Origin of the sequence: Agathobaculum desmolans ATCC 43058 (genome assembly GCF_000701665.1) — a bacterium.
Lineage (GTDB): Bacteria > Bacillota > Clostridia > Oscillospirales > Butyricicoccaceae > Agathobaculum > Agathobaculum desmolans.
Map to the genome: position 1 here is coordinate 1 of NZ_JNJN01000033.1, position 22,682 is coordinate 22,682.

Annotated in this window: 20 protein-coding genes; 14 read left to right on the forward strand and 6 right to left on the reverse strand. The window is 48.5% G+C overall.

Annotated elements, in window-relative coordinates; genetic code table 11:
- Positions 1 to 158: 158 nt before the first annotated feature.
- Genes T363_RS0109205 through T363_RS0109230 form a run of 6 tightly spaced genes read right to left on the reverse strand, consistent with a single transcriptional unit; the run spans position 159 to position 11,014 of the window.
- Positions 159 to 1,076, reverse strand: a complete 918-nt coding sequence (locus tag T363_RS0109205) for a restriction endonuclease (RefSeq protein ID WP_031475212.1) — start codon at positions 1,074 to 1,076, stop codon at positions 159 to 161.
- A gap of 20 nt (positions 1,077 to 1,096) precedes the next feature.
- Entirely contained in the window at positions 1,097 to 3,652 is a 2,556-nt protein-coding gene (locus T363_RS0109210) for a YgjP-like metallopeptidase domain-containing protein (RefSeq protein WP_031475213.1), read from the reverse strand.
- Positions 3,652 to 6,831 carry a type I restriction endonuclease subunit R gene (locus T363_RS0109215; RefSeq protein WP_031475214.1) on the reverse strand — a complete coding sequence of 1,060 codons (3,180 nt, stop codon included), beginning with the start codon at positions 6,829 to 6,831 and terminating at the stop codon, positions 3,652 to 3,654. The genes T363_RS0109210 and T363_RS0109215 overlap by 1 nt, the downstream gene beginning before the upstream one ends.
- A gap of 15 nt (positions 6,832 to 6,846) precedes the next feature.
- On the reverse strand, positions 6,847 to 8,106 hold the full coding sequence (locus T363_RS15160) for a restriction endonuclease subunit S (protein ID WP_051643198.1): 1,260 nt from the start codon (positions 8,104 to 8,106) through the stop codon (positions 6,847 to 6,849).
- Positions 8,100 to 10,772 carry a type I restriction-modification system subunit M gene (locus tag T363_RS0109225; RefSeq protein ID WP_031475216.1) on the reverse strand — a complete coding sequence of 891 codons (2,673 nt, stop codon included), beginning with the start codon at positions 10,770 to 10,772 and terminating at the stop codon, positions 8,100 to 8,102. The genes T363_RS15160 and T363_RS0109225 overlap by 7 nt, the downstream gene beginning before the upstream one ends.
- A gap of 47 nt (positions 10,773 to 10,819) precedes the next feature.
- Positions 10,820 to 11,014: a helix-turn-helix domain-containing protein gene (locus T363_RS0109230; RefSeq protein WP_031475217.1), complete on the reverse strand. Its 195-nt coding sequence runs from the start codon at positions 11,012 to 11,014 to the stop codon at positions 10,820 to 10,822.
- Positions 11,015 to 11,483: 469 nt separating this feature from the next.
- On the opposite strand from T363_RS0109230, the gene T363_RS0109235 reads away from it, so the two are divergent.
- From T363_RS0109235 to T363_RS0109300, 14 genes are all read left to right on the forward strand, one after another.
- Positions 11,484 to 11,996 (forward strand): sigma-70 family RNA polymerase sigma factor, encoded by a 513-nt coding sequence (locus T363_RS0109235; RefSeq protein WP_031475218.1) that lies wholly within the window; start codon positions 11,484 to 11,486, stop codon positions 11,994 to 11,996.
- 299 nt (positions 11,997 to 12,295) lie between these two features.
- On the forward strand, positions 12,296 to 12,625 hold the full coding sequence (locus T363_RS0109240) for a hypothetical protein (protein WP_031475219.1): 330 nt from the start codon (positions 12,296 to 12,298) through the stop codon (positions 12,623 to 12,625).
- Complete coding sequence (locus T363_RS0109245) at positions 12,615 to 13,754, forward strand: DUF2800 domain-containing protein (protein ID WP_031475220.1); 1,140 nt, start codon at positions 12,615 to 12,617, stop codon at positions 13,752 to 13,754. Before T363_RS0109240 ends, T363_RS0109245 begins: the two co-directional genes overlap by 11 nt.
- Positions 13,747 to 14,319 carry a DUF2815 family protein gene (locus T363_RS0109250; RefSeq protein ID WP_031475221.1) on the forward strand — a complete coding sequence of 191 codons (573 nt, stop codon included), beginning with the start codon at positions 13,747 to 13,749 and terminating at the stop codon, positions 14,317 to 14,319. Before T363_RS0109245 ends, T363_RS0109250 begins: the two co-directional genes overlap by 8 nt.
- Positions 14,320 to 14,336: 17 nt before the next feature.
- Positions 14,337 to 14,528 (forward strand): hypothetical protein, encoded by a 192-nt coding sequence (locus T363_RS0109255; RefSeq protein ID WP_009242850.1) that lies wholly within the window; start codon positions 14,337 to 14,339, stop codon positions 14,526 to 14,528.
- 64 nt (positions 14,529 to 14,592) lie between these two features.
- Positions 14,593 to 16,581 carry a DNA polymerase gene (locus tag T363_RS0109260; protein ID WP_031475222.1) on the forward strand — a complete coding sequence of 663 codons (1,989 nt, stop codon included), beginning with the start codon at positions 14,593 to 14,595 and terminating at the stop codon, positions 16,579 to 16,581.
- Between the two features lie 85 nt (positions 16,582 to 16,666).
- Positions 16,667 to 17,089, forward strand: a complete 423-nt coding sequence (locus tag T363_RS0109265; protein ID WP_031475223.1) for a DUF7768 domain-containing protein — start codon at positions 16,667 to 16,669, stop codon at positions 17,087 to 17,089.
- Positions 17,090 to 17,093: 4 nt separating this feature from the next.
- Positions 17,094 to 17,423 (forward strand): hypothetical protein, encoded by a 330-nt coding sequence (locus tag T363_RS0109270; protein ID WP_031475224.1) that lies wholly within the window; start codon positions 17,094 to 17,096, stop codon positions 17,421 to 17,423.
- Positions 17,423 to 19,696, forward strand: a complete 2,274-nt coding sequence (locus T363_RS0109275) for a phage/plasmid primase, P4 family (protein ID WP_031475225.1) — start codon at positions 17,423 to 17,425, stop codon at positions 19,694 to 19,696. The genes T363_RS0109270 and T363_RS0109275 overlap by 1 nt, the downstream gene beginning before the upstream one ends.
- Positions 19,697 to 19,837: 141 nt before the next feature.
- Entirely contained in the window at positions 19,838 to 20,119 is a 282-nt protein-coding gene (locus T363_RS0109280) for a VRR-NUC domain-containing protein (RefSeq protein ID WP_031475226.1), read from the forward strand.
- Positions 20,100 to 21,452, forward strand: a complete 1,353-nt coding sequence (locus tag T363_RS0109285) for a DEAD/DEAH box helicase (RefSeq protein WP_031475227.1) — start codon at positions 20,100 to 20,102, stop codon at positions 21,450 to 21,452. Before T363_RS0109280 ends, T363_RS0109285 begins: the two co-directional genes overlap by 20 nt.
- Positions 21,452 to 21,676, forward strand: coding sequence for a hypothetical protein (locus T363_RS0109290; RefSeq protein WP_009242858.1), 225 nt, complete (start codon positions 21,452 to 21,454; stop codon positions 21,674 to 21,676). Before T363_RS0109285 ends, T363_RS0109290 begins: the two co-directional genes overlap by 1 nt.
- Complete coding sequence (locus T363_RS0109295; RefSeq protein WP_031475228.1) at positions 21,673 to 22,101, forward strand: RNA polymerase sigma factor sigma-70 region 4 domain-containing protein; 429 nt, start codon at positions 21,673 to 21,675, stop codon at positions 22,099 to 22,101. The genes T363_RS0109290 and T363_RS0109295 overlap by 4 nt, the downstream gene beginning before the upstream one ends.
- Before the next feature lie 162 nt (positions 22,102 to 22,263).
- Complete coding sequence (locus T363_RS0109300) at positions 22,264 to 22,611, forward strand: HNH endonuclease (protein ID WP_031475229.1); 348 nt, start codon at positions 22,264 to 22,266, stop codon at positions 22,609 to 22,611.
- Positions 22,612 to 22,682: the final 71 nt, after the last annotated feature.

The following is a 22,682-nucleotide window of genomic DNA, read 5'->3' on the forward strand; positions in this document are numbered from 1 at the left end:
GTGCATATCGTTTTTGTGAAACTCCCTTTGGCATAAAAAATCACCCCATCTGTTAGATAGTATATCATACTGTCTAACAAATGGGGTGCAGTTCACAATGGCTGCAGCTCATTTGCCATAATGTATTCCCTCCAACTTCCTGCTTTTTCGCAAGCAAATTATTCATCCTGATATTCAGCCAAAGCATCCGTATCGATTGCCTTAATTTCAAACGTTTTCCGTGTTGACACACAGAAGTTATACTCAATCATCAGATTAGCAAGTCTCTCACCATCAATCAGAATAATGTGATGAGTATTTGCGTAATCCTTAGCCTTCTGTGAGAACTTAGCTGTCGTAACGAAAAGTCCATCGCCGTGCTTCCCGGCAATCGCACCAACAAAGCTCTGAATGTCCGGCTGGCCAACAACTCTATCTGGTGCCCATTCCTTAGCCTGCATATAAATCAAAGAGAATCCGAGCTTGTCCTCCATGATGACTCCATCAATTCCATCATCACCGGAAGCGACTGTTGCATGACTTCCGTAAGCCACAGTTCCATAACCCATCTTTGAAAGAAGATCAACAACGAGCTTTTCAAAGGTGTATGGCGAGATTTTCAGAACCTCACTCAACAAATCAGATGCAAGGCTTGCATTAATCTGCTTATATGCGTCTTCAAGTTGGTCATCGGGCGTAAGATCCGTCGGCTTTGAAATCGTAGACACCGAATCATCTCCATTTACAGGATCAGAGGCGGATGCAAAATCTACAAACGAAGGAAACTGTTCCAGATATTTGGAGTCTATTTTCTCTGGATTTTCTGCAACTACTTTCTTTCCAGCTTCCGTAATGACGATAGTGGCGCGGGCAGGACTATCAAGGAGTCCAGCTTTTTTCAGATAAGTCTTCGCCCATCCGACCCTGTTTTTAAACACGGTTTGCCTACCGCTCGGAAGCATTTCTGCGAGATCTTCTGCTGATAAATTTAGCTGTTGAGCTAACACGGCAGTAACATCCTTAATTTTATAGACCTCACCGTCTTTTACTGCTGCCAGTAAAGGCTTCATTAATTCATCGTATTTTGGCACTGCCATGGTTAGTCCTCCTCCTTGACTCACTGAAGATCGGGATCGCTCCCCAGAGGAGTAATTCCGTTTTCTTTGAGCATTTCATTTATTTCATAAATTGAATTCTCAGCACAGGCTCCTAATACGCATTGATAAACGTATCCTTCACCCTTCATTGAATTTAATTTAAAGTCTGTTTTACCGAGAAACATCTCAGCCTCTGGCAAAGGCAGCTTCAGACCTACGCATAATGCAAGAACTGTCTGAACTGAAGTCGGATACTCTTCATCGTTTCTCAAACGCTGAATGGTTTTTTCTCCCACAAGTGAGCGGTCAGCCAACTGCTTATTTGAGAGCTTCCTTTCCTTCTGAAGCGCAACCAGCGTCTCAGCAAAAGAACCGGGATATCTACGCATGGCCTCTGAACGGCGCTTTGCGTTCTTGATTTGCTCAAGAAGTGTCTTGTTGTGCGCATTAAGTTCAAAGGAATATTCAACCTGATTTTCAACCGGTGCGGCATTCCGCATAAACTGCGTGTAATACCTTGCCCCTTGATATTTCGATTGATAGCTATATCCCTTCGAGAAGACGACGCAGCACTCATCCATGTGCGAGAGAGCATATTCTGATAACGTAGCACTCCCAGACTGATCTCTCGCTATGTATTTCTCGTTATTGAGAACGAGATGACGATCTGCAAAAATAAACTGTCCGCTGTCAATCAGCTTCTTAAACTCACGATCAAAGCAGTACGCCTTAAACAAATCGGCATAGGGAATAGTGAACGTCTGATTCTTATCCAAGGCACCTGCTTCAAATGAATATCCGCGAACATACTGACCATCCACAAATGGATATGCGCCCTCGGCTTTGGAATATCCCAGATCCATCAGGCGAACCTTGGCGGCCTGTCTCGACACATCGAACAGCTCCGCAAGTTCATCAATGACATTCTCGTAGGCTGCAATGCTCGCATCATCAGCCCCGCCATAAACTGCAAGGAGCTGATCTGCCTTCAAGCGCGTCGGTTTCGCAGGCATCAAGATTCTCGGAGCGACGCCCTTGGCTTGCCACTCCATCCAGTCTACAGCCTTCCATTTATCTGAATCCATGGAATTAGCGGCTATTTGACATTGAATTGCTTTTCCCAGATTATCATCGGCACCTATCATTTTCATCAGCACGTGGTATGGCTGATGACGATGCCAATGAAAACACTCATGTGCCAGTGTAGTGCGCTTTGTTCCTACAGACCTCTCATAGGAAACACGCGGATCAAGATATACGGTTCCTCGTTTGGCATTGCGAATTGTAATCTTCCGGTGCTTATCGAGAACATTTCCGTTATCAAATATGATAGTTCCAAAGTAAGTAAGATCATCTGACAGAGGGATATCTTCGATAACCTGTAGTTTCATATCGCTGGCTATTGTCTCGATTGGAACCCTCATAGGTTTTTCCAACGCTTCAGGACAATACCTTGTTAGGAACTTCTCCGCCTCGTCTTCAAACTGTTCGCGGGAAATAATAGGTACAAGCTCTCCGGACAGGCGGTCATTATCAGATTCCTCTTGCGGCTCGCAATTACCAACAGACATGATTCGGAACCCACTCATATCGATGCCAAGAGTAACCTGACAATGAATCTTCAGCCAGCGCTCATTAAAATAACCCTTGCGAGATGCGGACGGCATTTCGACATCGCATGATGCAATTACATCGAAAGCAATCACACCATCCTCAAGCTGCTCAATATGGATAACATTCTCGATTTCCATATCAATGACCGACAGTCTTTTCGCGTCACCAGAATGCTCCTCTTGAATATAAGCTATGGCCGCATCCCGGATGTCATCATAACGAGATTGGTCGATCAGTTTCTGTAGTGGGCTTTCATCCTGCGCTTCATAGTAGTCCAGTCTGCTGTCGTTGAGCTCTTTACGAATTTCACGCCAATTAGGCATGTACCTATCCATGTGTGCGATGAATGTAGCATCATGCTTTCTTGTGATTAAATGTGTAAGCTCGTGCAAAATAATATAATCAAGGCAGGCATAGGGTTTCTGAGCAAGCTGCAGATTAAACCATAGCTTCTTTTTATCCGTGCTGCAGGCACCCCATTTTGTGACCATATATTTTGTTTGCCAAGAATCGCACTTAAGGCCTGTCTGTGCTTCCCACTTGGGCAGGCGTTTTTCTATCTCTTCTTTCAGAATCTTTCGATATTCCTCTTTGACATAAGCATCCCGCTGCTTTACCGTGCTTTTGGCACTCATGGAAAGAATAATATTCTGGTTCTGAATCTCGAAGCTGTTCTTCTGATTGTCCGGCTTAAAGACAAGGAAGTACTGCTTTCCCCAGATATACATCGTCTCACCGGAAACATACTGCCGCTTCGATGCCCTTGGCTGATCCTGAAACTGCGCAATAGCCCTCTTGATAAAGCCCAGCTGAGTTCTGGCATAAGCCTCTATAGCTTTATCGTCCACGGATAAAGGCGCAGAAATTACCACATGTCCATCCGGCGGCTTCACCTGAAGGTGCATATTCTTTATATTCTTTTTTTGCACATCAATCGGAATTCCGGAAATGACAATGCGCATTAATACTCCTCCTGCTTCTCGATGATCTTATAGATGCGTTCCACCTCGGAGTCATCACCCAGAATCTCAAAGAGAGCCTTTTTTATTCTCCTGACAACCACCTGATTATCCCTGAAACCAGACAGTGCTTGCTTTTTCACGGCCTTGTGAATTCGAAGAGCAAGTTTCTCATCCTCGCCGGTGTTGTCATAAATGGCCATGAGCGCCTTACTCTTACGGATGCTTTCCGGATATTTATCGTTATCCTCCGGACAATCAACATCCTTGGCCAGCTTTATATATTTCTCAAGCATCTCAGCGTAGTCAAGAACTCCCTGCTTGCGCTCTTCGATGAGCTTATCAAGGATTTCTGACATCTTTGCGTAATAGCGCGGATTGACAGTAACCTTTTCGATAACCTTCTTACGGATGTTATTCTCGATAGCCTCTGCTGCACCTTCCTTGTGGCCGCTATCACCTTCACCGGTAAGCGTTTCGCCCTGTTTTGCTACAAAATCCAATAAGGTAAGATCATCAAAATCGCCAATCTTTTCAGCATCCGCTGCCGTGATATAGTTATCGATCATCTTTCTCATATCAGGCTCATAGGCCTTCAAATCGAGGAAATCACCACTGGCCGTACCGATGGTTTTCTTCAGCTCAATGTAGAAAGTGACCTTCTTGTCATATTCATTTAGTTTGCCAGATGAAATGTCATCAACCAGATATGGTTTTGCTTCCGCGAAAGCTCTGACAAGACTGCTCACCAGACGATAGAGTTTTTCTCTCAGGCGTGCATAAATCTCGTCGCTCTCCTCCGACTGACCGGAAACCCCACAGAAATAATGGATGTACTGGATCTCCCCACGAGGTTCCTCGACGCCTTCGCAGAGTTCTTCGACGGCATCATACACTTCCTCAAAATAGGATACCGTAGCATCATGTCGATCCTTAACAAGTCCTTTTACATCCTCCGGATCATATCCTTCAAAAGCGCCGGAAGTATAGTCCTTCATTGCAGTCTGGAGCTGTCCAAACAGCTGCTTGTAATCCACGATATAGCCGAAGTCCTTACTATCATCATCGAGACGGTTGACGCGGCAAATCGCCTGAAACAGGCCGTGATCCTGCATCCTCTTGTCGATGTAAAGGTATGTACAAGGAGGCGCATCAAATCCGGTGAGCAGTTTGTCTACGACAATAAGGAGCTTCATATTTGCAGGCTCCTCTACAAACTTCCGTTTTGCTTCCTTTTCAAATTCCTCCACCTTGGCCTGAACCGATCCCGCATTCGGAAGGTCAGAAGGATCGAGCCCCAGCATCTTCAAATACGTCTCGTATTTGAGGAAGGTTTCAGTATCATCCTCATCGCTGACAGTATCAGTGCGCAGTTCGCCCTTATTCGGTGTATAGGAAGATATGATGGCGCACTTCTTAAAGCCCATCTGTTGGAAAATTTCGTAATACTTACAAGCCGTAGGAATACCATCAGCTACAAGAATCGCATTACCGTTTCCATCCATCAGACGCGGCTTCATATTAAAGTCCTGAATGATATCCCACGCCACCTTTTCAAGACGAGAGCGGGAGCTATATACCTTCTGCATCGTGCCCCACTTCTCTTTGAGCTTTGCCTTAGCGCGAGAGGAGAGGCCTCTGGTCTTTACATCAAACCACTGATCAACACGATCCTGTGACGACAAATCCTGCGGAACATCACGGTATTCATAACGCAAATCCAGCACGACACCGTCGGCCACGCCCTCATTGTATTTATAGGCATGGATATAGGTGCCGAACACTTCAATGCTGATCTTTTTATCCTTCTTCAGTAACGGAGTACCCGTAAAGCCGATAAATACAGCATTCGGCATGATAGTCTTCATCGCTGTATGGAGCTTACCGGACTGCGTTCTGTGGCATTCGTCAACAAATACCACAAGATTTCCCTTTGCCTCGAAATCGGCAGGGAGGGAGGCTTTCAGCTCTTCAATATACTTATCGTAGTCATTTTCTGTCGCTTCTCCGCCACGACGGCCAAACTTATGCACGAGGGAGCAGATCAGCGAATCATCATATACATTCAAACGATTCAGCAAATCTTTACCGCTCTTGGTACGAGCAATATTCTCATCCACGCCAGTGAATGTTTTTTCTATTTGCTCATCAAGCTCATCACGGTCTGTCACGATAAGGACGCGGGCATTAAGCTCCGCCCAATGTGTCAGAATCCACTTTGCAAGCCATACCATTGTCAGCGTTTTGCCGGAACCCTGCGTATGCCAAAGAATACCGCCCATCGGTTTATCCGGATCTCTGTTCGGATTATGAAGCTCTGTCCTCAGATTATTAAGCCTCTGCTGAGTGCGCTTGATGCCAAAATACTGATTATAGCGGCACACCTTTTTGATGCCTTTATCAAAGACAACAAAATTCATGATAAGGTCAATAAAGCGTTCCTTATCGAACATGGCATATATCTGCTTCAGGAGTTTATTCTCGATGCCTTCGCAGGTCTTGCTGATACGAACATCTACCGGATCACGTTCCTCCTCATGTTCTTTGAAGCCGTCATCCTTCCACTCCATATAAAACTTCTCTCCGGTCAGAAGCGTGCCGTAGCGCAGGCCTTCCGACTCGTTTCCGGCCATACAGAACTGCATGGTAGTAAAGAAGCCCCGAATAAAGGAGTCCTTCTGGTTTGTGAGATTCTGGCGGATGCCTTCGGACACAGAGATGCTGCTTCGTTTTAATTCGATAACGGCCACAGCAATACCGTTCAAATAGATGACAAGATCCGGCCTCTTCTCCTGCTGCTCAACAACAGTTACTTCCTCAGCGATTGCAAAGTCATTATTCAGCGGATTGGTCTCGTCAATAAGTTCAACTGTCACCGGAGGCTTCTCCGGGCTCTCACTGACCGGAATGCCGTACTTTAACCGCGAATACACAGTCTTATTGGCATCATAGACCCCACGAGAAAGATTTCCTGCTTCCTGCTGAAGCTGCATAATGGCAGCATCAATCAGTTTATCTGCATAGCCCTTCAGCCGAAGATACTGGCGCAGACGATCTTCCTTGATGTTCTTATTCTGATAATCTGACAGGTTACCGATATACTGATAGCCCAAGATCTCAGGATCTTTAAAGAAGCGGATCACTCTTTCCTGTGTTTTGATTTCGGCATCTCCAATACTCATCCGACAGGCACCTCCCTACATCAATCTGACCTTGCCGGTCAGCAATTCTTCCATCATACCTTGTTTCATAGCTTTATATTTCAAGCATTTCTTTTCTAAGGATAGTATGTCGCCTTCCATATCTGCCAATGTTTGAGCTATTTCAACCTGATCCTCATACGGAGGCAGCTCGATTTCTGTTTGGCTAAAATAATCCTTGGAAAGGTTAAATCTCGTAGCTCCTTGAGCCAATACCCGCATAATTTTTCTTCCTTCTTGACTGTTAAAATAGTAGGAGAAAAACAACGCATGTACTTTCTTCGTTTTTAATCGAAAACCGAAGCAGAAGCTGTTTAGATAAGTATTTCTTATAGAATCCATCAATACAGCACACATTCCGACTTCTTCCGGCGTTTCTGACGAGGTATTGAAAAACAAATCACCTTTTAACACCTCATTCTGATACTCATCCTCATTTACTTGCACAGATTCAAGTTTCGATATATCTATGACCGTATTGTTTAGGACGTTGAGAAATGTAATATATCTTGCATTCCCTTTGCCAAAATCATCTTTCGACTTTCCAGTTAGTCCACTATAGAAGTCTCCTATATCCCCAATCACATATTTATCCCATAAGGAATCTGATATGCGTATTTTTCCAGAGAGCAAACTTTGCATTGTCCCAGTAAAAATGTTTCGTTTTTTCTTTATGAGTTTTTCAAGGTCATAAATGAGTGTCTCGATATCACTTATTGCTTCGACAATAAATTTCTGTTCTTCGATGGACGGTCTTGGAATACGGATTTCCAGCAAACGCTCCTTCGATATATTTTTCATACTGTTACTTGTACCTGTAGCAACAGCATGTATAGCATTTTTATACCTATACTGATTCAATAAGTAATTTAGCCAGCGAAAGTCATACTTCTCCGGCTTGCTATTTACCACTTGCCATAACCTGTCTGGCAAAAAATAACCCTTGGCGTCTTCAGCTACATACCCGCACGCACCTACTAATTGTGGAGTGTTCATCCTGCTTATGATAATGCTTCCTTTTTTTACCGGACATTTAAGACGCGCATACTCCTTTTTGACTACAGGCTTAGCCTCATCTATGTTGATAAGACCATCAGAAATTGCAGATGTCTTCAAAACAAAGAAATCCGCATTTTGCCTTTCATCTGAATTTACACTTACTCCAGCTTCAAGGTTTTGAAAAGCGTCTGATAGTGAGGTCACATCCCATTCCTCTGGCATAGATCCTATTTCTGTTTCTTTATATTTGCTTACCATTCGAATCCCATCCTTTCCAGATGAGACTTTACCTTTGCCTCATACTCAGTTGTTTCTTTATCAAGCTCCGGAAGTGTATCTTCATAACGATCCGCAAGTTCAATTATCCTATTTGTCAGGTGATGAGAAATCGCGGCGTACAAATCAGCAATACCAAAGAAGATACTATCAAACCACTTCTTGTTTACCAGCAGCTCCAGAATTTCTTCGTGTGTCAGGCTGCCATATCTTGCTCTGCATTTTTCATCCAGTGCCTTGTTCAGGTCTTTGACAACCTTGTTGTAATCTGAAATCTTGCCACACAGCTCCAACGCAGCTTTCAGCTGATTAACATCATCCTGCAGACTTTCCGGTATGCTCTCCTCAGTACGAATAACCAGCAAACGCAGCATAATGGATGATTTATTAACGGTACCCTTGTCAGTCAAAGCGCTCTTGCAGAGCGGATGTCCAACAAGATATGCCTGCAGGCGTTTCTTCTGCATAGGAAGCTGATTCATCAGGAGCTCCAGCTCAATTGTCTCCTCGGTTTCCACATGCTGGGTGAGTTCCTCGATCTTGGCCTCTAAGTCCTTAGCCTTGACTTTTCCGTTCTCAGCCACATCGGCAAGAGCAGATTCTTCATCTGCACTCTCAATCAGATCAGAAAGCTGGGATTCTGTCTCCGCGACGACATTCTCTGCCTCCTCGATGGTGTTCTTCTCTTCACGGAAAAATGCATCGATCACGATGGCCTTTGGAATCAATCTTCCTTCCCATCCAGTGACTTTCATCTCACCTTTATTCTTGCCCTGCGTGATTTCCTCTTCGATATTGTCCGTCGCTCTGGCATTGGCATAGCCATCCGGTTCGCTTATGATAAGCGACACATCATCGTTCATGACCTCATTCCAATAAGCCAGCAGCACTTGATACACGTCGTATTTATCAATCAGCGTCAGGTGTTCAAATTCAGCAAGGATATCCTCCGCAAGACTAATGATTAACTCTCTCGCAGATACATCTTCATCAAGGGAAGATAAAGTGGGATATTCCTTAGCCTTCCATGCTGCAAAAGCTTCGTCGAGTTTCTCACCGTATTCTGAGAACTCGGCGTTTTTATATATCGTCTGACGGATATTCTCATGCTCCACATTCAAGCTGTAATACTTTTCGCTAATCGCCGTCAGCAACTCAGCCTTCAGCGAAGGGAACACATCCCAATACTTAGACAGACTGTCAATATCAACCGCCGGAATACCGCCATGAATATGCGCATAGATATCCTGAATGTCCTCCGGATCTGTGGAGTCAATATAGCGAGTAATGTTCAGGTTATACCCGTTTTTCTTTTCGATTTCATCGTTTGGTACGAAACGCGCATACTTTGGATCTGTAGTTATCTGCTCATTAAACGTCGTAATGATTCTATAGATATCACGTTCACGCAAACGATTCTTGTTGCCGTCCTTAACGTACCCACGGCTGGCATCAATCATAAAGATGCCTTGTCGGTTTGCAGCTCCTTCTTTATCAATCACGAGCACGCAGGCGGCTATGCCGGTGCCGTAAAACAAGTTTGCCGGAAGGCTGATAATTCCCTTGATCCAGTGCTTCTTTATAATTGCTTCTCTAATAGTCGCTTCGGCATTTCCACGGAACAGAACACCATGAGGGAGAATAACCGCAGCCTTGCCATTTGACTTCAATGCCTTAAGGATATGCATGAGCCAAGCATAGTCGCCGTTCTTTTCCGGTGGCGTGTCCCCATAGCCCTCGAAGCGACCATATTCTTTACCGGCAATACCATCGCGCCAATTTTTCATAGAGAAGGGCGGATTTGCCACTATGTAATCGAAACGTTCAAGTATGGAATTATCGGATTTATCAAGATACTGCGGATTTGAGAATGTGTTACCGCTCTTTATGGTAATCTCGGCCTTACGATGCAGGACGGCATTCATCTTCGCCAGACCAGCTGTCGTGCTTTCCTTTTCTTGCCCATACCCCATGATCGGGATAGGAGCTGCATCAATGGCTCGAATTAATAGGCTGCCACTTCCACATGCCGGATCGCATACCGTGGCGCTGGTGTCCGTGCAACGGCTGATTCCCACGACATTGGCGAGGATTCTGGAAACCTCTGCAGGTGTATAGAATTGTCCCTTGCTCTTTCCGCTTTCTGTAGCGAATTTTCGCATCAAATATTCGTAGGCGTCTCCGATGATGTCATCACCTTCAGCCTTATTCCGGGAGAAGTCGAGTTCCGGGCGCTGGAAGATGGATATGAGATCGGTCAACTTATCGACCATTTCCTTACCGCTTCCCAGCTTCTTCTCATCATTAAAATGAGCAATATCAATAACACCCTTCAGGTCAGTATTCTCGTCAGCAAGGCGTGCTATGATTTTATCCATACCTTCGCCGATGTTTTTCTTTCCCTTCAGAGCAATAAAGTCATCAAAGGAACAGCCCGTCCGTTTCTCCGGATCGGGATCTTTATCATGTGCCTTATCAAAGACCTTAATGTCTTCATAGGCTCCTTTATTCTTAAATTTATCGGTGACATACTTCATGAACAAAAGAGTCAGGATATAGTCCTTATACTCTGAGGAATCCATGCCTCCGCGAAGTTTGTCACAGCTCGCCCACAGCGATGCATATAATTGCGTTTTCTTGACAGCCATCTTTGTCTGCTCCTTGTCTAATGATTTTCTTCGATTTTCCCCTTGAATCAGTCAGCGCTTTTACCGCTCTTAACCCATTCATCGAGTTCGGAAATTTTAAACTTCCACTGTTTTCCGATTTTTTGAGCAGGCAAACCTTCTTTACCATTTCTGATCCAGCTGCGAAGAGTAACTGTTTTGATTCCTAAATATTCCGCAGCTTCATCTATGCTTATCCATTTGTCATTCATGATTTCTTCCATGCTCTCACCTCGTGATTTGAATCTGAATACAGCTCAATTATTTTAGTATACACCATAAATGTGAATTTTTCAAGAGTTTGCTGTTATTTGTTGATATTATTTTTTATTTGTGCATTCTTAAAATTCCCTGCCGGACACAACTATGTCCGGTCTTTTTTTTGCCCGTTTTTCAATATAAAGCTCATCTTGGCCTTCTCGTTTCTGCCTATCAGCACCGCAAAAACGGACATGCCTGTGTCTGAGGTTCCGATCCCTAAAAATGGCATACTTGCTTTAGCACGTGGGAGCCATCTGCGCAGGGTGTTTCCGGTTCCACGTGACTACCGATGACAATCAAATACTGTACCGATCACCGGAAGTGAGGTGCAGCCGAAATGGAGTAATCCTTCGGTATGCCCTCACGCCTGTGGTCTGGTTTTGCATGTCTGGAGCTCTCCATTTCGGCAAAAGCCGAAGGAGGGCTTTCATTATGCAAAACAACGACAATCAGAAGACCTATTTTATCTACGTTCGCAGCACCGGCGAGAAGGTGCCGGTCACCAAGGAACAACACAACTCCTTCTATAAGGAAGCTGACCGTATTCGCCACAAAGAGCAGGATCACGGCAGGTGCATGTGTCCCTACCGCTTCATCTGGAAGTGCGACGGTGACTGCATCGGCTGCGAATACCATGCAGCAGGTGACGTCACTTCTCTGGATCAGCCGCTCCCTGATGGCAATGGCACCCTTGGCGACTATATTCCTGACCGCAGTAAGCCGATGGAGGAAGTTATCGCCGACCGCATGTTGCTGGAGCAGCTCTTTGCCAGACTGCGTGAGCTTGACCCGGAAGCCGATACCATCATCCAGCTTTGGAAGGATCACCCGGAGGGCATCTCCGACCGTGCTATTGCAAGAGAACTCGGTCGCCCGCAGAAGACCTTCGCGGATCAGATGAAGAAGTATCGCACCGACCTGCGCAGGATTACCGGCGATAAGTAATACCAAGACCACGAACCACACCCTTTCCGGCCACTATCCATCAATCGGATGGTGGTCGGAATTTTTTTATAAAATCCTCCGCTCAAATCAGCAGTTCATCTCCAGTGGAAGGTGAAGGCAAGAGAACACAGCCTTCAGAAAGCGAGGTGAACACATGATGTACCGCAGTTACGCAGACACCGGCGGCAACGTGAACGAGGAGATCAAGCTCCTAAATTCCATCAGTCACGTATCCGCCAGACTGGCAAGGAACCTCTCACTCCTTGCCGCAAGCCAATCCGAGGAAGGAGGAAAAGAAAATGTCAAAAATGGCAGAAATGGCACAGATCATCGAAGAGCTCCGCACCGCTGCTGCTTCAATTAATGCCGCAGCCGACTGGCTCTACCAGCAGTTTTCCGGCGATGTCGATGAAACACAGACCACTGATGCTCCCGCCAAGAAGGAACTGAAGCCTGAACTCAAGCTGGAGGATGTAAGAGCCGTCCTTGCTGAGAAGTCCCGCGCCGGTCATACCGCAGAAGTACGCGCCCTGCTTAAAAAGTACGGTGCTGCAAAGCTCTCGGAGATCGATCCGGCAAACTACGAAGCCCTGATGAAGGACGCGGAGGTGATCGGCAATGGCAGCTAAAGCACACGCAATCCTGTCCGCGTCCAGCTCCGACAGGTGGCTGCACTGCCCGCCGTCGGCACGGCTCTGCGAAACCTATGAGGACAAAGGTTCAGATTACGCTGCAGAAGGAACCGACGCTCATGCGCTTGGCGAGCACAAATTGAAAACCGCGCTGGGACTCCCTTCAGAAGACCCGACCGACAGCCTCAAGTGGTATTCCGAGGAAATGGAGGACTGCACCAGCGGCTATGCCGAATATGTGCTGGAGCAGATCGAAGCTGCCAAGGAGACCTGTGCTGACCCGGTAGTTCTTATCGAACAGCGTGTAGACTTCTCCCGCTGGGTAGAACAAGGCTTCGGAACCGCCGATTGCGTCATCATTGCAGACGGTACGCTCCGGGTGATCGACTACAAGCACGGCTTAGGCGTCTTAGTCTCCGCAGAGGAGAATCCGCAGATGCAGTGTTATGCCCTCGGCGCTTTGGAGCTTTTCGATGACATTTATGACATCGAGCAGGTTTCCATGACCATTTACCAACCGAGACGACAGAACGTCAGCACCTACGAAATCAGCAAGGACGACCTGTATCGCTGGGCGGATGAAGTATTGAAGCCTACCGCAGATCTGGCTTTTGCCGGTGACGGGAACTTCCTGTGCGGTGAATGGTGCGGCTTCTGCAAGGCTAAGAACGAGTGCCGCGCCAGAGCCGAGGCAAATCTGAAGCTCGCGCAGCATGATTTCAAGCTCCCACCACTGCTTACGGATACCGAGATCGAGGTCATTCTCGGCAAGGTAGATGAACTGGTTAGCTGGGCTTCCGATATTAAGGAATACGCTCTGCAGCAGGCTCTCTCCGGTAAGGAATGGACAGGTTTCAAGCTCGTCGAAGGACGAAGCAACCGCAGATACAGCAATGAGGCCGCCGTCATTGACGCGGTCGAGAAAGCAGGCTTTGACCCGTATGAGAAAAAGCTGCTCGGCATTACCGCCATGCAGAAGCTCCTCGGCAAGTCCCGCTTTGATGAACTCCTGACGGCTTACATCGAAAAGCCGCAGGGCAAACCCACACTTGTGCCGGTTAGCGACAAGCGCCCGGCCATGAATACAGCAAAAAATGATTTTATGGAGGAAAACGACAATGAGTAAAAATGTAAAAATCAGCAATCCCATGAAGGTTATCACCGGTGTCGACACACGCTGGAGCTACGCAAACGTCTGGGAGCCGAAGTCCATCAACGGCGGCACACCCAAGTACAGCGTGAGCCTCATCATCCCGAAGTCCGACACCAAGACCATCACCAAGATTCAGGCTGCTATCGAAGCTGCCTACAAGGAGGGAGAGGCCAAGCTCAAGGGCAACGGCAAGTCCGTACCGGCGCTCTCTGTTTTGAAGACTCCTCTGCGCGATGGCGATGCAGAACGTCCGGACGACGAGGCCTACAAGAACGCCTACTTCGTCAACGCCAATGCAACCTCTGCACCCGGCATCGTGGACGCAGACCTTAATCCGATTCTCACCCGCTCCGAAGTGTACAGCGGCGTGTACGGCAGAGCCAGCATCACGTTTTATGCTTTCAACTCTTCCGGCAACAAGGGAATCGCCTGCGGGCTCAACAACCTGCAGAAGATCCGTGACGGTGAGCCTCTCGGCGGCAAGGCAAGCGCTGAGTCCGACTTTGCTACTGACGACGATGAAGATTTTCTCAACTAAGGAAAGGAGCGCAAAACATGGAAAGCACAGTTATGATTTCATCCCTTCTCTGCAACATCCTGATCGGATGCTTCTGCATAGTAGTGCTGTCTTGGGCAGTGGTCGCCATCCAGACGGTGATCAATGACTTCAAGCGTGAGAAGCGCGAGGAGAAAAAGGCCGCGCAGGACGACGAATACCATATCAAGCGTATGGAATCCCTGAAATAATCCAGTACCGGCAGGCGGCTTAGGAGTGATCTTAAGCCGCTTGTTTGAATTGAGGTGAAAATCTATGCAAACACTTAGTATTGATATCGAAACCTACAGCGACGTGAACCTATCCAAATGTGGCGTATATAAATATGCCGAGTCACCGGATTTTGAGATACTGCTGTTCGGCTACAGCGCCGACGGCTCCGAGGTGACGGTCATTGACCTTGCACAGGGAGAACGTCTGCCACAGGAAATTATAGATGCTCTGACTGATGATACTGTCATCAAATGGGCTTTCAATGCAAATTTTGAACGGGTGTGCTTGTCACGATATCTCCGTGATCTTGGAGTAAGCCTTGATCCCTTCCATGATAACCACCCTCTCTCGACCGAATGCGCACGCTTCTTAAATCCGGAAAGCTGGCGCTGCTCTATGGTCTGGGCGGCAACAATGGGACTGCCGCTTTCTCTGGAAGGCGTCGGTGCCGTCCTCGGTCTTGAAAAACAGAAACTCACGGAGGGAAAAGACCTGATCAAATACTTCTCCGTGCCCTGCGCTCCGACGAAAGCAAACGGCGGTCGCACGAGGAATCACCCTTTCCATGCGCCGGACAAGTGGGAAGCCTTCAAAAAATATAACATCCGCGATGTGGAAACCGAGATCGGCATTAAGGATCGTCTTGCAAAATTCCCTGTGCCGGAGGCGGTCTGGGATGAATACCACATCGATCAGGAAATCAACGACCGTGGTGTCCGGCTCGATATGGATCTGGTAAAGGAAGCCATCGAAATGGACACCCGCTCCCGGTCAGAATTGACTGCTGCCATGAAAGATATGACAGCACTTGACAATCCAAACTCCGTCCAGCAAATGAAGCAGTGGCTCTCCGACAACGGGCTCGAAACTGACAGCCTTGGAAAGAAAGTCGTGGCAGAACTAATCAAAACCGCTCCGCCAGAACTTCAGACCGTTCTGGAGCTCCGACAGCAGCTTGCCAAATCCTCCGTTAAGAAATATCAGACGATGGAGCGTGCGGTCTGTGATGACGGTAGGGCTCGCGGCATGTTCGCTTTTTACGGAGCCAATCGTACCGGACGCTGGGCAGGCAGGCTTATACAATTACAAAACCTCCCGCAAAATCATCTCCCGGATCTGGCCGATGCTCGTGCCCTTGTAAAATCCGGCAACTTCGATGCCGTGAAGCTTCTATATGAGGATGTCCCGGACACCCTCTCCCAACTGATCCGTACAGCATTCATCCCGAAGGACGGTACGCAGTTTTATGTTTCCGACTTCAGCGCCATCGAAGCAAGAGTCATCGCGTGGTATGCCGGTGAGACGTGGCGTCAAAAAGTCTTTGAAACCGGAGGTGACATCTACTGCGCCAGTGCCAGTCAGATGTTCCATGTTCCGGTCGAGAAGCATGGCATCAACGGCCATCTGCGTCAAAAAGGCAAAATTGCGGAACTCGCGCTCGGCTACGGCGGCTCGGTCGGAGCCTTAAAGGCAATGGGCGCTATAGAGATGGGACTTTCCGAGGATGAGCTTCCTCCTCTGGTGGACGCATGGCGGCAGACAAATCCCAACATCGTAAAATTCTGGTGGGATGTCGACAGCGCTGTCATGGAGGCCGTGAAGTATAAACACACAACCAGCAGCTATGGGCTTACTTTCTCCTGCCGTTCCGGGATGCTCTTTATTACGCTGCCCTCCGGACGGAACCTCGCCTATGTAAAGCCAAAGGTCGGTACGAATAAATTCGGAGGCGAGTGTATTACCTATGAGGGCATCGGCAGCACGAAAAAATGGGAACGGCTCGATTCATACGGGCCGAAATTCGTGGAAAATATCGTGCAGGCAACCTCCCGCGACATTCTCTGCTATGCCATGAAGACGCTGCGCTGCTGCTCCATCGTCATGCATATTCACGACGAACTGGTCATTGAAGCAGACCCTCGCATGTCACTTGACGTTCTCTGTGAACAGATGGGCAGGACTCCACCGTGGGCAAAAGGCCTGAAGCTCCGCGCAGACGGTTATGTCACGCCCTTCTACAAAAAAGATTAAAATCGTCCGCTCAAATCAGGCGTTCATCTCCAGTGGAAATTGGAGGTGGACGCCTTTAAGTCTGCCCGGAAAGGAGGACTCCCCAGTGAGCAACGATTATCGCAACAGCGAAGGCTATCCTGACCCAACTGCAGGTGAAGCACTCTCCCGGATTGCTGCAAATGAAAAGCAGTCCCTTCGTGCTTTCCGGCCTATCGTCTACATCTGCTCTCCGTTTTCCGGAGATGTGGAGACAAACGTAGCCAACGCCAGACGCTACAGTCGGTATGCCGTGGACAAGGGATATATCCCTATCGCACCGCACCTGCTATTTCCGCAGTTCCTTGATGATGACAATCCGGACGAACGTGAGCTTGGTCTGTTCTTCGGAAATGCCCTCATGAGCAAGTGCGCTGAGGTCTGGGTATTCGGCAGCCGCATCTCATCCGGTATGGAAGCAGAAATCAAACGCGCCAAGTGGAAGGGCTATCACTTGCGCTATTTCACAGAAGAATGTCAGGAGGTCTAACGCTATGTATGAAATTAAAGAAAATCGCAGAGAGCTTTTCGATGGCACTGAGATCACTACCTACACCCGCGATGTTGTAAGTGCCAATATCCTGCAGGTCGAAGCCGGAACAACCGGCTACAAAGGTGGCGACACCGGCCACGGCGGACGCACCTATTTCCGCATTTCCGATGAAGCCAGCACAGATATCCATGTCACGCCTTTTATAGACAGATTCGGCTGCAACGGTTTTGAAGTTACCCTCGGCGGCGACTGCGAACTGGAAACCATGATCCGCGCCCTGAAATTTATCACGAAGGTGCTGGAGGAAGAATCGGAGGAGGTGTACGACTGATGTTTACCCTGTTTAGCGCCGATTTTATCGGCAATCCCGGAAACTGCTCCTATCCGCATAAAACCGTTGTCATGGATACGAACAGCATGAAAGCCGCAGTCAGTCACGACTATGTGTGTGCGGAGTACAAAAATCACTACCGCAACAGCGACAACTTCCTCTCCGCTGACTGTCTTCCCGTGGACTGTGATAATGACCATTCAGAAGATCCGAAAGATTGGATCACACCGGCAGACGTGTTGGAGGCATTTCCGGGAGTAAGCCTCGCCATCCATTACAGCCGCTTTAATCAGCGCGAGAAAAACGGCAAACCGGCAAGGCCAAAGTTCCATGTGCTCTTTCCCATCGACCGGGTAACGGATGCCGCCCTCTATAGCGATATGAAGAAGCTGGTCAATTCCATATTTCCGTATTTCGATACGAAGGCGCTGGATGCTGCTCGCTTCTTCTTCGGAACACAGGAGCCGAATGTGGAGCTCTATCCCGGTCGCATGAACCTCACGGATTTTTTTAATGACGACGAGTTCGATGCAGACCTGCCCGGCGGCCACGAGAAAGATGTCGTGATCCCGGAAGGAAGCCGTAATGCTACCATGTCCCGCTTTGCCGGTATCGTCATTAAGAAATACGGCGATACAGAAAAAGCCTACCAAAGTTTTCTGGAAAAGGCCGCGACCTGCGTGCCGCCTCTGGATAACAGCGAGCTTAATACAATCTGGCACAGCGCCCAGCGTTTTTATTCCAAGATCAGCCGTGAGGACGGATATGTCCCTCCGGAAGTTTATAACGACGAGAACAGCTATAAGCCGGAGGACTTTTCCGATGTCGGGCAGGCTGAGGTGCTCTCAAAGTATTTTGCAAACGAGCTGCGCTACTCACCGGCCACCCACTTTATTCGATACAGCGATCACTACTGGCAGGAAACAGAGCCCGGCGCACAGGCCGTCGCTCATGAACTTACCCGCAGGCAGCTCGCAGAAGCCAATCGAAATATGATGGAGGCTCTGCAAAAGCTCAAAAATTGCGGAGCGCAGGAAATCCTTGATAACACATCCAAGGCCAAAGCTGAACAGCTGATGAGCGACGAGCAGATGGAGGCCTATCAGGAGTTCCTTGCCGCCAAGGCCTACCAGAGCTTTGCCGTCCGTAGACGCGACTCCAAGAACATTACATCTACCCTCAAAGAGACACACCCGATGCTGGAAATCTCGCCAAGGGATCTGGACGCAGACTGCTTCCTGCTCTGCACACCGGAGGCGACCTACGACCTTCGTAAAGGTATGGCCGGAGCCCGCGAGCACTCAGCAGATGACTTTATTACGAAAATCACGTCCGTGTCACCCGGAAGTAAAGGAGCGCAGCTCTGGCAGGATAATCTGGATCTGATTTTTCAGAAGGATCAGCAGCTTATCGACTATGTACAGATGATCTGTGGCCTTGCTGCTATCGGGAAAGTTTTTGTGGAGGCGCTCATCATCGCATACGGCGATGGACGTAACGGCAAATCCACCTTCTGGAATGCCATCTCCCGCGTGCTGGGACTCTACAGCGGAAATATATCCGCAGACACCCTGACTGTCGGCTGCCGCAGGAACATCAAACCGGAAATGGCTGAGGTCAAAGGCAAACGCCTGCTGATCGCTGCGGAAATGCAGGAAGGCGCAAGGCTCAACGACTCCACCGTCAAGCAGCTCTGCTCTACGGACGATGTGTTTGCGGAGAAAAAGTATAAAGACCCGTTTTCCTTCAAGCCCTGCCACACGCTGGTTCTATATACGAACCACCTGCCTCGCGTCTCCGCCTCCGATGACGGTATCTGGCGCAGGCTTATCGTGATTCCGTTCAACGCCAAGATCGAGGGCAAGGCCGACATCAAAAATTACGGTGAGTACCTGTATGAAAATGCCGGTGAAAGCATACTGGCATGGATCATCGAAGGTGCAAAAAAGGTCATCGCGCTGGACTACCAGATTCCGGTGCCGGACTGCGTAACAAAGGCCATCGATGAATATCGCAGCCAGAACGACTGGTTCGGACATTTTCTGGACGAGAAGTGTGATGTGGATGAGTCCTTTAAGGAAAGCTCTTCGGCACTTTATCAAGCATACCGCAACTACTCGCTGGACTGCAATGAGTATGTGCGCAGCACGGCAGATTTTTACTTTGCGCTGGAGAAAGCCGGATTCGAGCGGCTGACACTGAATCGGAAGCGCTATTTTAAGGGCTTAAAGATTCATGATGACAACGGCGCAGAGGAAGATTTTCTGCAGTAATCCGGGACTATGACAAGGTGTATCAAGGTCTTATATAAAAACTCTCTTAGGCCTAAAAAAATAGCTCTAAGAAAAAGTTTGGTAAATACCATTGATACACCTTGCACATCCCCTGAAATTAACGCCTGACGGAGGTTTGCAATGATAGAAAAACAGATAGAAAACAAGTTAACTATGGCGGTGAAAAAGAACGGCGGCATTGCACTTAAGCTGGTGTGTCCCTCTTTCGCAGGAATGCCCGACCGCCTGATCTTACTCCCTGACGGCCATATCGGTTTCGCGGAGCTGAAAGCACCCGGCAAAAAGCCACGCCCTCTCCAGCTCTCACGCCACAGGCTGCTGCGGGAGCTTGGCTACCGGGTATATGTCATTGACGATCCGAAGCAGATTGGAGGGATGATCGATGAACTTCAATCCACATGATTATCAGGACTATGCCATCCGCTATATTGAAAAGCACCCTGTGGCCGCAGTCCTTTTAGATATGGGACTTGGCAAGACGATCATCAGCCTGACAGCAGTATATAACCTGTTGTTTGACAGCTTCGAAGTGCATCGTGTTTTAGTGGTGGCTCCCTTAAGAGTCGCCCGCGATACATGGCCAGCGGAAATTAAAAAATGGGAGCACCTTGCCGGTCTAACCTATGCGGTCGCAGTCGGGACACCGAAGGAGCGAAAAGCCGCCCTCATGCAGCAAGCAGACATCACGATCATTAACCGTGAAAACCTGCAGTGGCTCATTGACGAGTCCGGCTTCCCTTTTGACTTCGATATGGTGATCATCGATGAGCTGTCATCCTTCAAAAATCACAAATCCAAGCGCTTCAAGTCTCTGATGAAGGTTAGACCGAAGCTCCATCGCATTATCGGGCTCACAGGCACTCCTTCATCAAATGGTCTCATGGATCTGTGGGCAGAGTTTAAAGTGCTGGATATGGGCGAGCGCCTCGGACGCTTTATCACGCAGTACCGGACAAATTACTTCATGCCGGACAAGAGAAACGGCGAGATCATCTACTCCTACAAGCCACTGCCCTATGCGGAGGACGCCATCTATCGGAGGATCTCGGATATCACGATTTCCATGAAATCTACCGACCATCTGAAGATGCCGGAGCTGGTTTCAACAGAATATGAAGTGCAGCTTTCTGACTCTGAGCGCAGCCGTTATGAAGATTTGAAACAGGAGCTCATATTGCAGCTCCCTGATGGTGAGGTGACTGCTGCCAATGCTGCATCGCTTACAGGCAAACTCTCACAGCTCGCAAATGGTGCCATATATGCCGATACCGGTGAGGTCATCGAGTTCCACGATAGGAAGCTGGACGCTTTGGAGGATATTATCGAGGCCGCCAATGAAAAATCGCTTCTTGTGGCCTACTGGTTCCGGCATGACCTTAGCCGCATCAAGAACCGCTTCAATGTTCGGGAGATCAAGACCAGCCGAGATATTGCTGACTGGAATGCGGGAAAGATTCCTGTAGCAGTCATCCATCCGGCCTCTGCCGGTCACGGTTTGAACCTTCAGGCCGGAGGCTCCACCCTTGTGTGGTTCGGTCTTACGTGGTCGCTGGAATTATATCAACAGACTAACGCCCGTCTCTGGCGGCAAGGTCAAGAATCCGGCACTGTGGTGATCCAGCACATTATTACCAAGGGCACCATCGACGAAAGGATCGTAAAGGCGCTATCCAAAAAAGAAATGACGCAGACTGCACTGATTGACGCGGTCAAGGCTGACCTTGAGGTGGTGTGATGACCGATCCTTATGAAAATCTCGCCAACGCTATCGTGCTGCAGGCAGTGAAGGATTACCGGGACGCCCTGAAGCGCCTGAAAAAGAAACCCGGTAATCAAGCCGCCATGTCGGATGCAATGGAGTGTGAACGGTTCTTCCGCTCCGGCTGGTACAAGGCCTTAACGAGTGTAGACGGCGAGTATCTCATACAAAAACTACGAGAGGAGGCGAAGTCCTTATGACAATAAAAGAATATCTCCATCAGGCCTACCGCCTTGATCAGAGAATCAAGTCCGACACGATGGAAGCACAAAACCTGCGTGAGATGGCAGGCAGCGTGTCGGCTATCCAATATGATAAAGACCGCGTGCAGACTTCCCGAAATACGGAAGCACCCTTTGTCCGAACGCTTGAGAAGCTGTGGACTCTGGAAAAGAAAATCGCCGGTGAGCTGGAAATGCTATCAGACCTTAAGAAACAGATACGGGAGGTCATTGAGGCAGTCCCTGATACCGACGAGCGCATGGTACTCAAGTATCGGTACATCCATAACTATACATGGGAGCAGATCGGAATGGAGCTCTGTGCAGATGCCCGCACCATTCGTCGCTGGCACGGCAAGGCGCTCCTTCATGTAACACTCCCGGATGATCCGATTATCATTTGAAATGCGCCCGAAATGTCCTGCTTTGTCCTGAGATGTCCACCCGCCCTTTATGATAGTATATAATCAGCGAAAAGAATAAAGAAACAGCTGCACGCGCAGCACACGAGCCTTGCGGGAACACCCTGCAGGGCTTTCTTTATGCCCTGAAAGGAGGCACGGCTTATGCCAAGAAAACCACAACGACCGTGCCGCTATCCCGGCTGCCCACATCTTACGGACGGCGTTTATTGTGAGGAGCACGCCAAGATCATGGAACAGCACTACGAGAAGTTCCAGCGCGGCTACTCTCCCGGCAAACGCTATGGCAGAGCATGGAAACGAATCCGTGACCGCTACGTTCATAAGCACCCGCTTTGTGAGCAGTGCTTAAAGGAAGGACGCTACGTCGCGGTTGAGGAAGTCCACCACATCGTGCCGCTTGCTGAGGGAGGCTCGAATGACGAGTCCAACCTTATGAGTCTTTGTCGTTCGTGTCACGAGAAGATTCACCACGAGCGCGGCGACCGGTAGGGCGGTCAAAATCTCTACGACCCTTTTCCCCGGAAAACGGCGCGGGGTCTTTTACGCAAAAATTGCAATTC

Excerpts from the sequence above, each read along its gene's own strand:
- T363_RS0109205 (WP_031475212.1), bottom strand. The coding sequence starts at position 1,076 with ATGGCAGTGCCAAAATACGATGAATTAATGAAGCCTTTACTGGCAGCA.
- T363_RS0109210 (WP_031475213.1), bottom strand. The coding sequence starts at position 3,652 with ATGCGCATTGTCATTTCCGGAATTCCGATTGATGTGCAAAAAAAGAAT.
- T363_RS0109215 (WP_031475214.1), bottom strand. The coding sequence starts at position 6,831 with ATGAGTATTGGAGATGCCGAAATCAAAACACAGGAAAGAGTGATCCGC.
- T363_RS15160 (WP_051643198.1), bottom strand. The coding sequence starts at position 8,106 with ATGGTAAGCAAATATAAAGAAACAGAAATAGGATCTATGCCAGAGGAA.
- T363_RS0109225 (WP_031475216.1), bottom strand. The coding sequence starts at position 10,772 with ATGGCTGTCAAGAAAACGCAATTATATGCATCGCTGTGGGCGAGCTGT.
- T363_RS0109230 (WP_031475217.1), bottom strand. The coding sequence starts at position 11,014 with ATGGAAGAAATCATGAATGACAAATGGATAAGCATAGATGAAGCTGCG.
- T363_RS0109235 (WP_031475218.1), top strand. The coding sequence starts at position 11,484 with ATGCAAAACAACGACAATCAGAAGACCTATTTTATCTACGTTCGCAGC.
- T363_RS0109240 (WP_031475219.1), top strand. The coding sequence starts at position 12,296 with ATGTCAAAAATGGCAGAAATGGCACAGATCATCGAAGAGCTCCGCACC.
- T363_RS0109245 (WP_031475220.1), top strand. The coding sequence starts at position 12,615 with ATGGCAGCTAAAGCACACGCAATCCTGTCCGCGTCCAGCTCCGACAGG.
- T363_RS0109250 (WP_031475221.1), top strand. The coding sequence starts at position 13,747 with ATGAGTAAAAATGTAAAAATCAGCAATCCCATGAAGGTTATCACCGGT.
- T363_RS0109255 (WP_009242850.1), top strand. The coding sequence starts at position 14,337 with ATGGAAAGCACAGTTATGATTTCATCCCTTCTCTGCAACATCCTGATC.
- T363_RS0109260 (WP_031475222.1), top strand. The coding sequence starts at position 14,593 with ATGCAAACACTTAGTATTGATATCGAAACCTACAGCGACGTGAACCTA.
- T363_RS0109270 (WP_031475224.1), top strand. The coding sequence starts at position 17,094 with ATGTATGAAATTAAAGAAAATCGCAGAGAGCTTTTCGATGGCACTGAG.
- T363_RS0109275 (WP_031475225.1), top strand. The coding sequence starts at position 17,423 with ATGTTTACCCTGTTTAGCGCCGATTTTATCGGCAATCCCGGAAACTGC.
- T363_RS0109280 (WP_031475226.1), top strand. The coding sequence starts at position 19,838 with ATGATAGAAAAACAGATAGAAAACAAGTTAACTATGGCGGTGAAAAAG.
- T363_RS0109285 (WP_031475227.1), top strand. The coding sequence starts at position 20,100 with ATGAACTTCAATCCACATGATTATCAGGACTATGCCATCCGCTATATT.
- T363_RS0109290 (WP_009242858.1), top strand. The coding sequence starts at position 21,452 with ATGACCGATCCTTATGAAAATCTCGCCAACGCTATCGTGCTGCAGGCA.
- T363_RS0109295 (WP_031475228.1), top strand. The coding sequence starts at position 21,673 with ATGACAATAAAAGAATATCTCCATCAGGCCTACCGCCTTGATCAGAGA.
- T363_RS0109300 (WP_031475229.1), top strand. The coding sequence starts at position 22,264 with ATGCCAAGAAAACCACAACGACCGTGCCGCTATCCCGGCTGCCCACAT.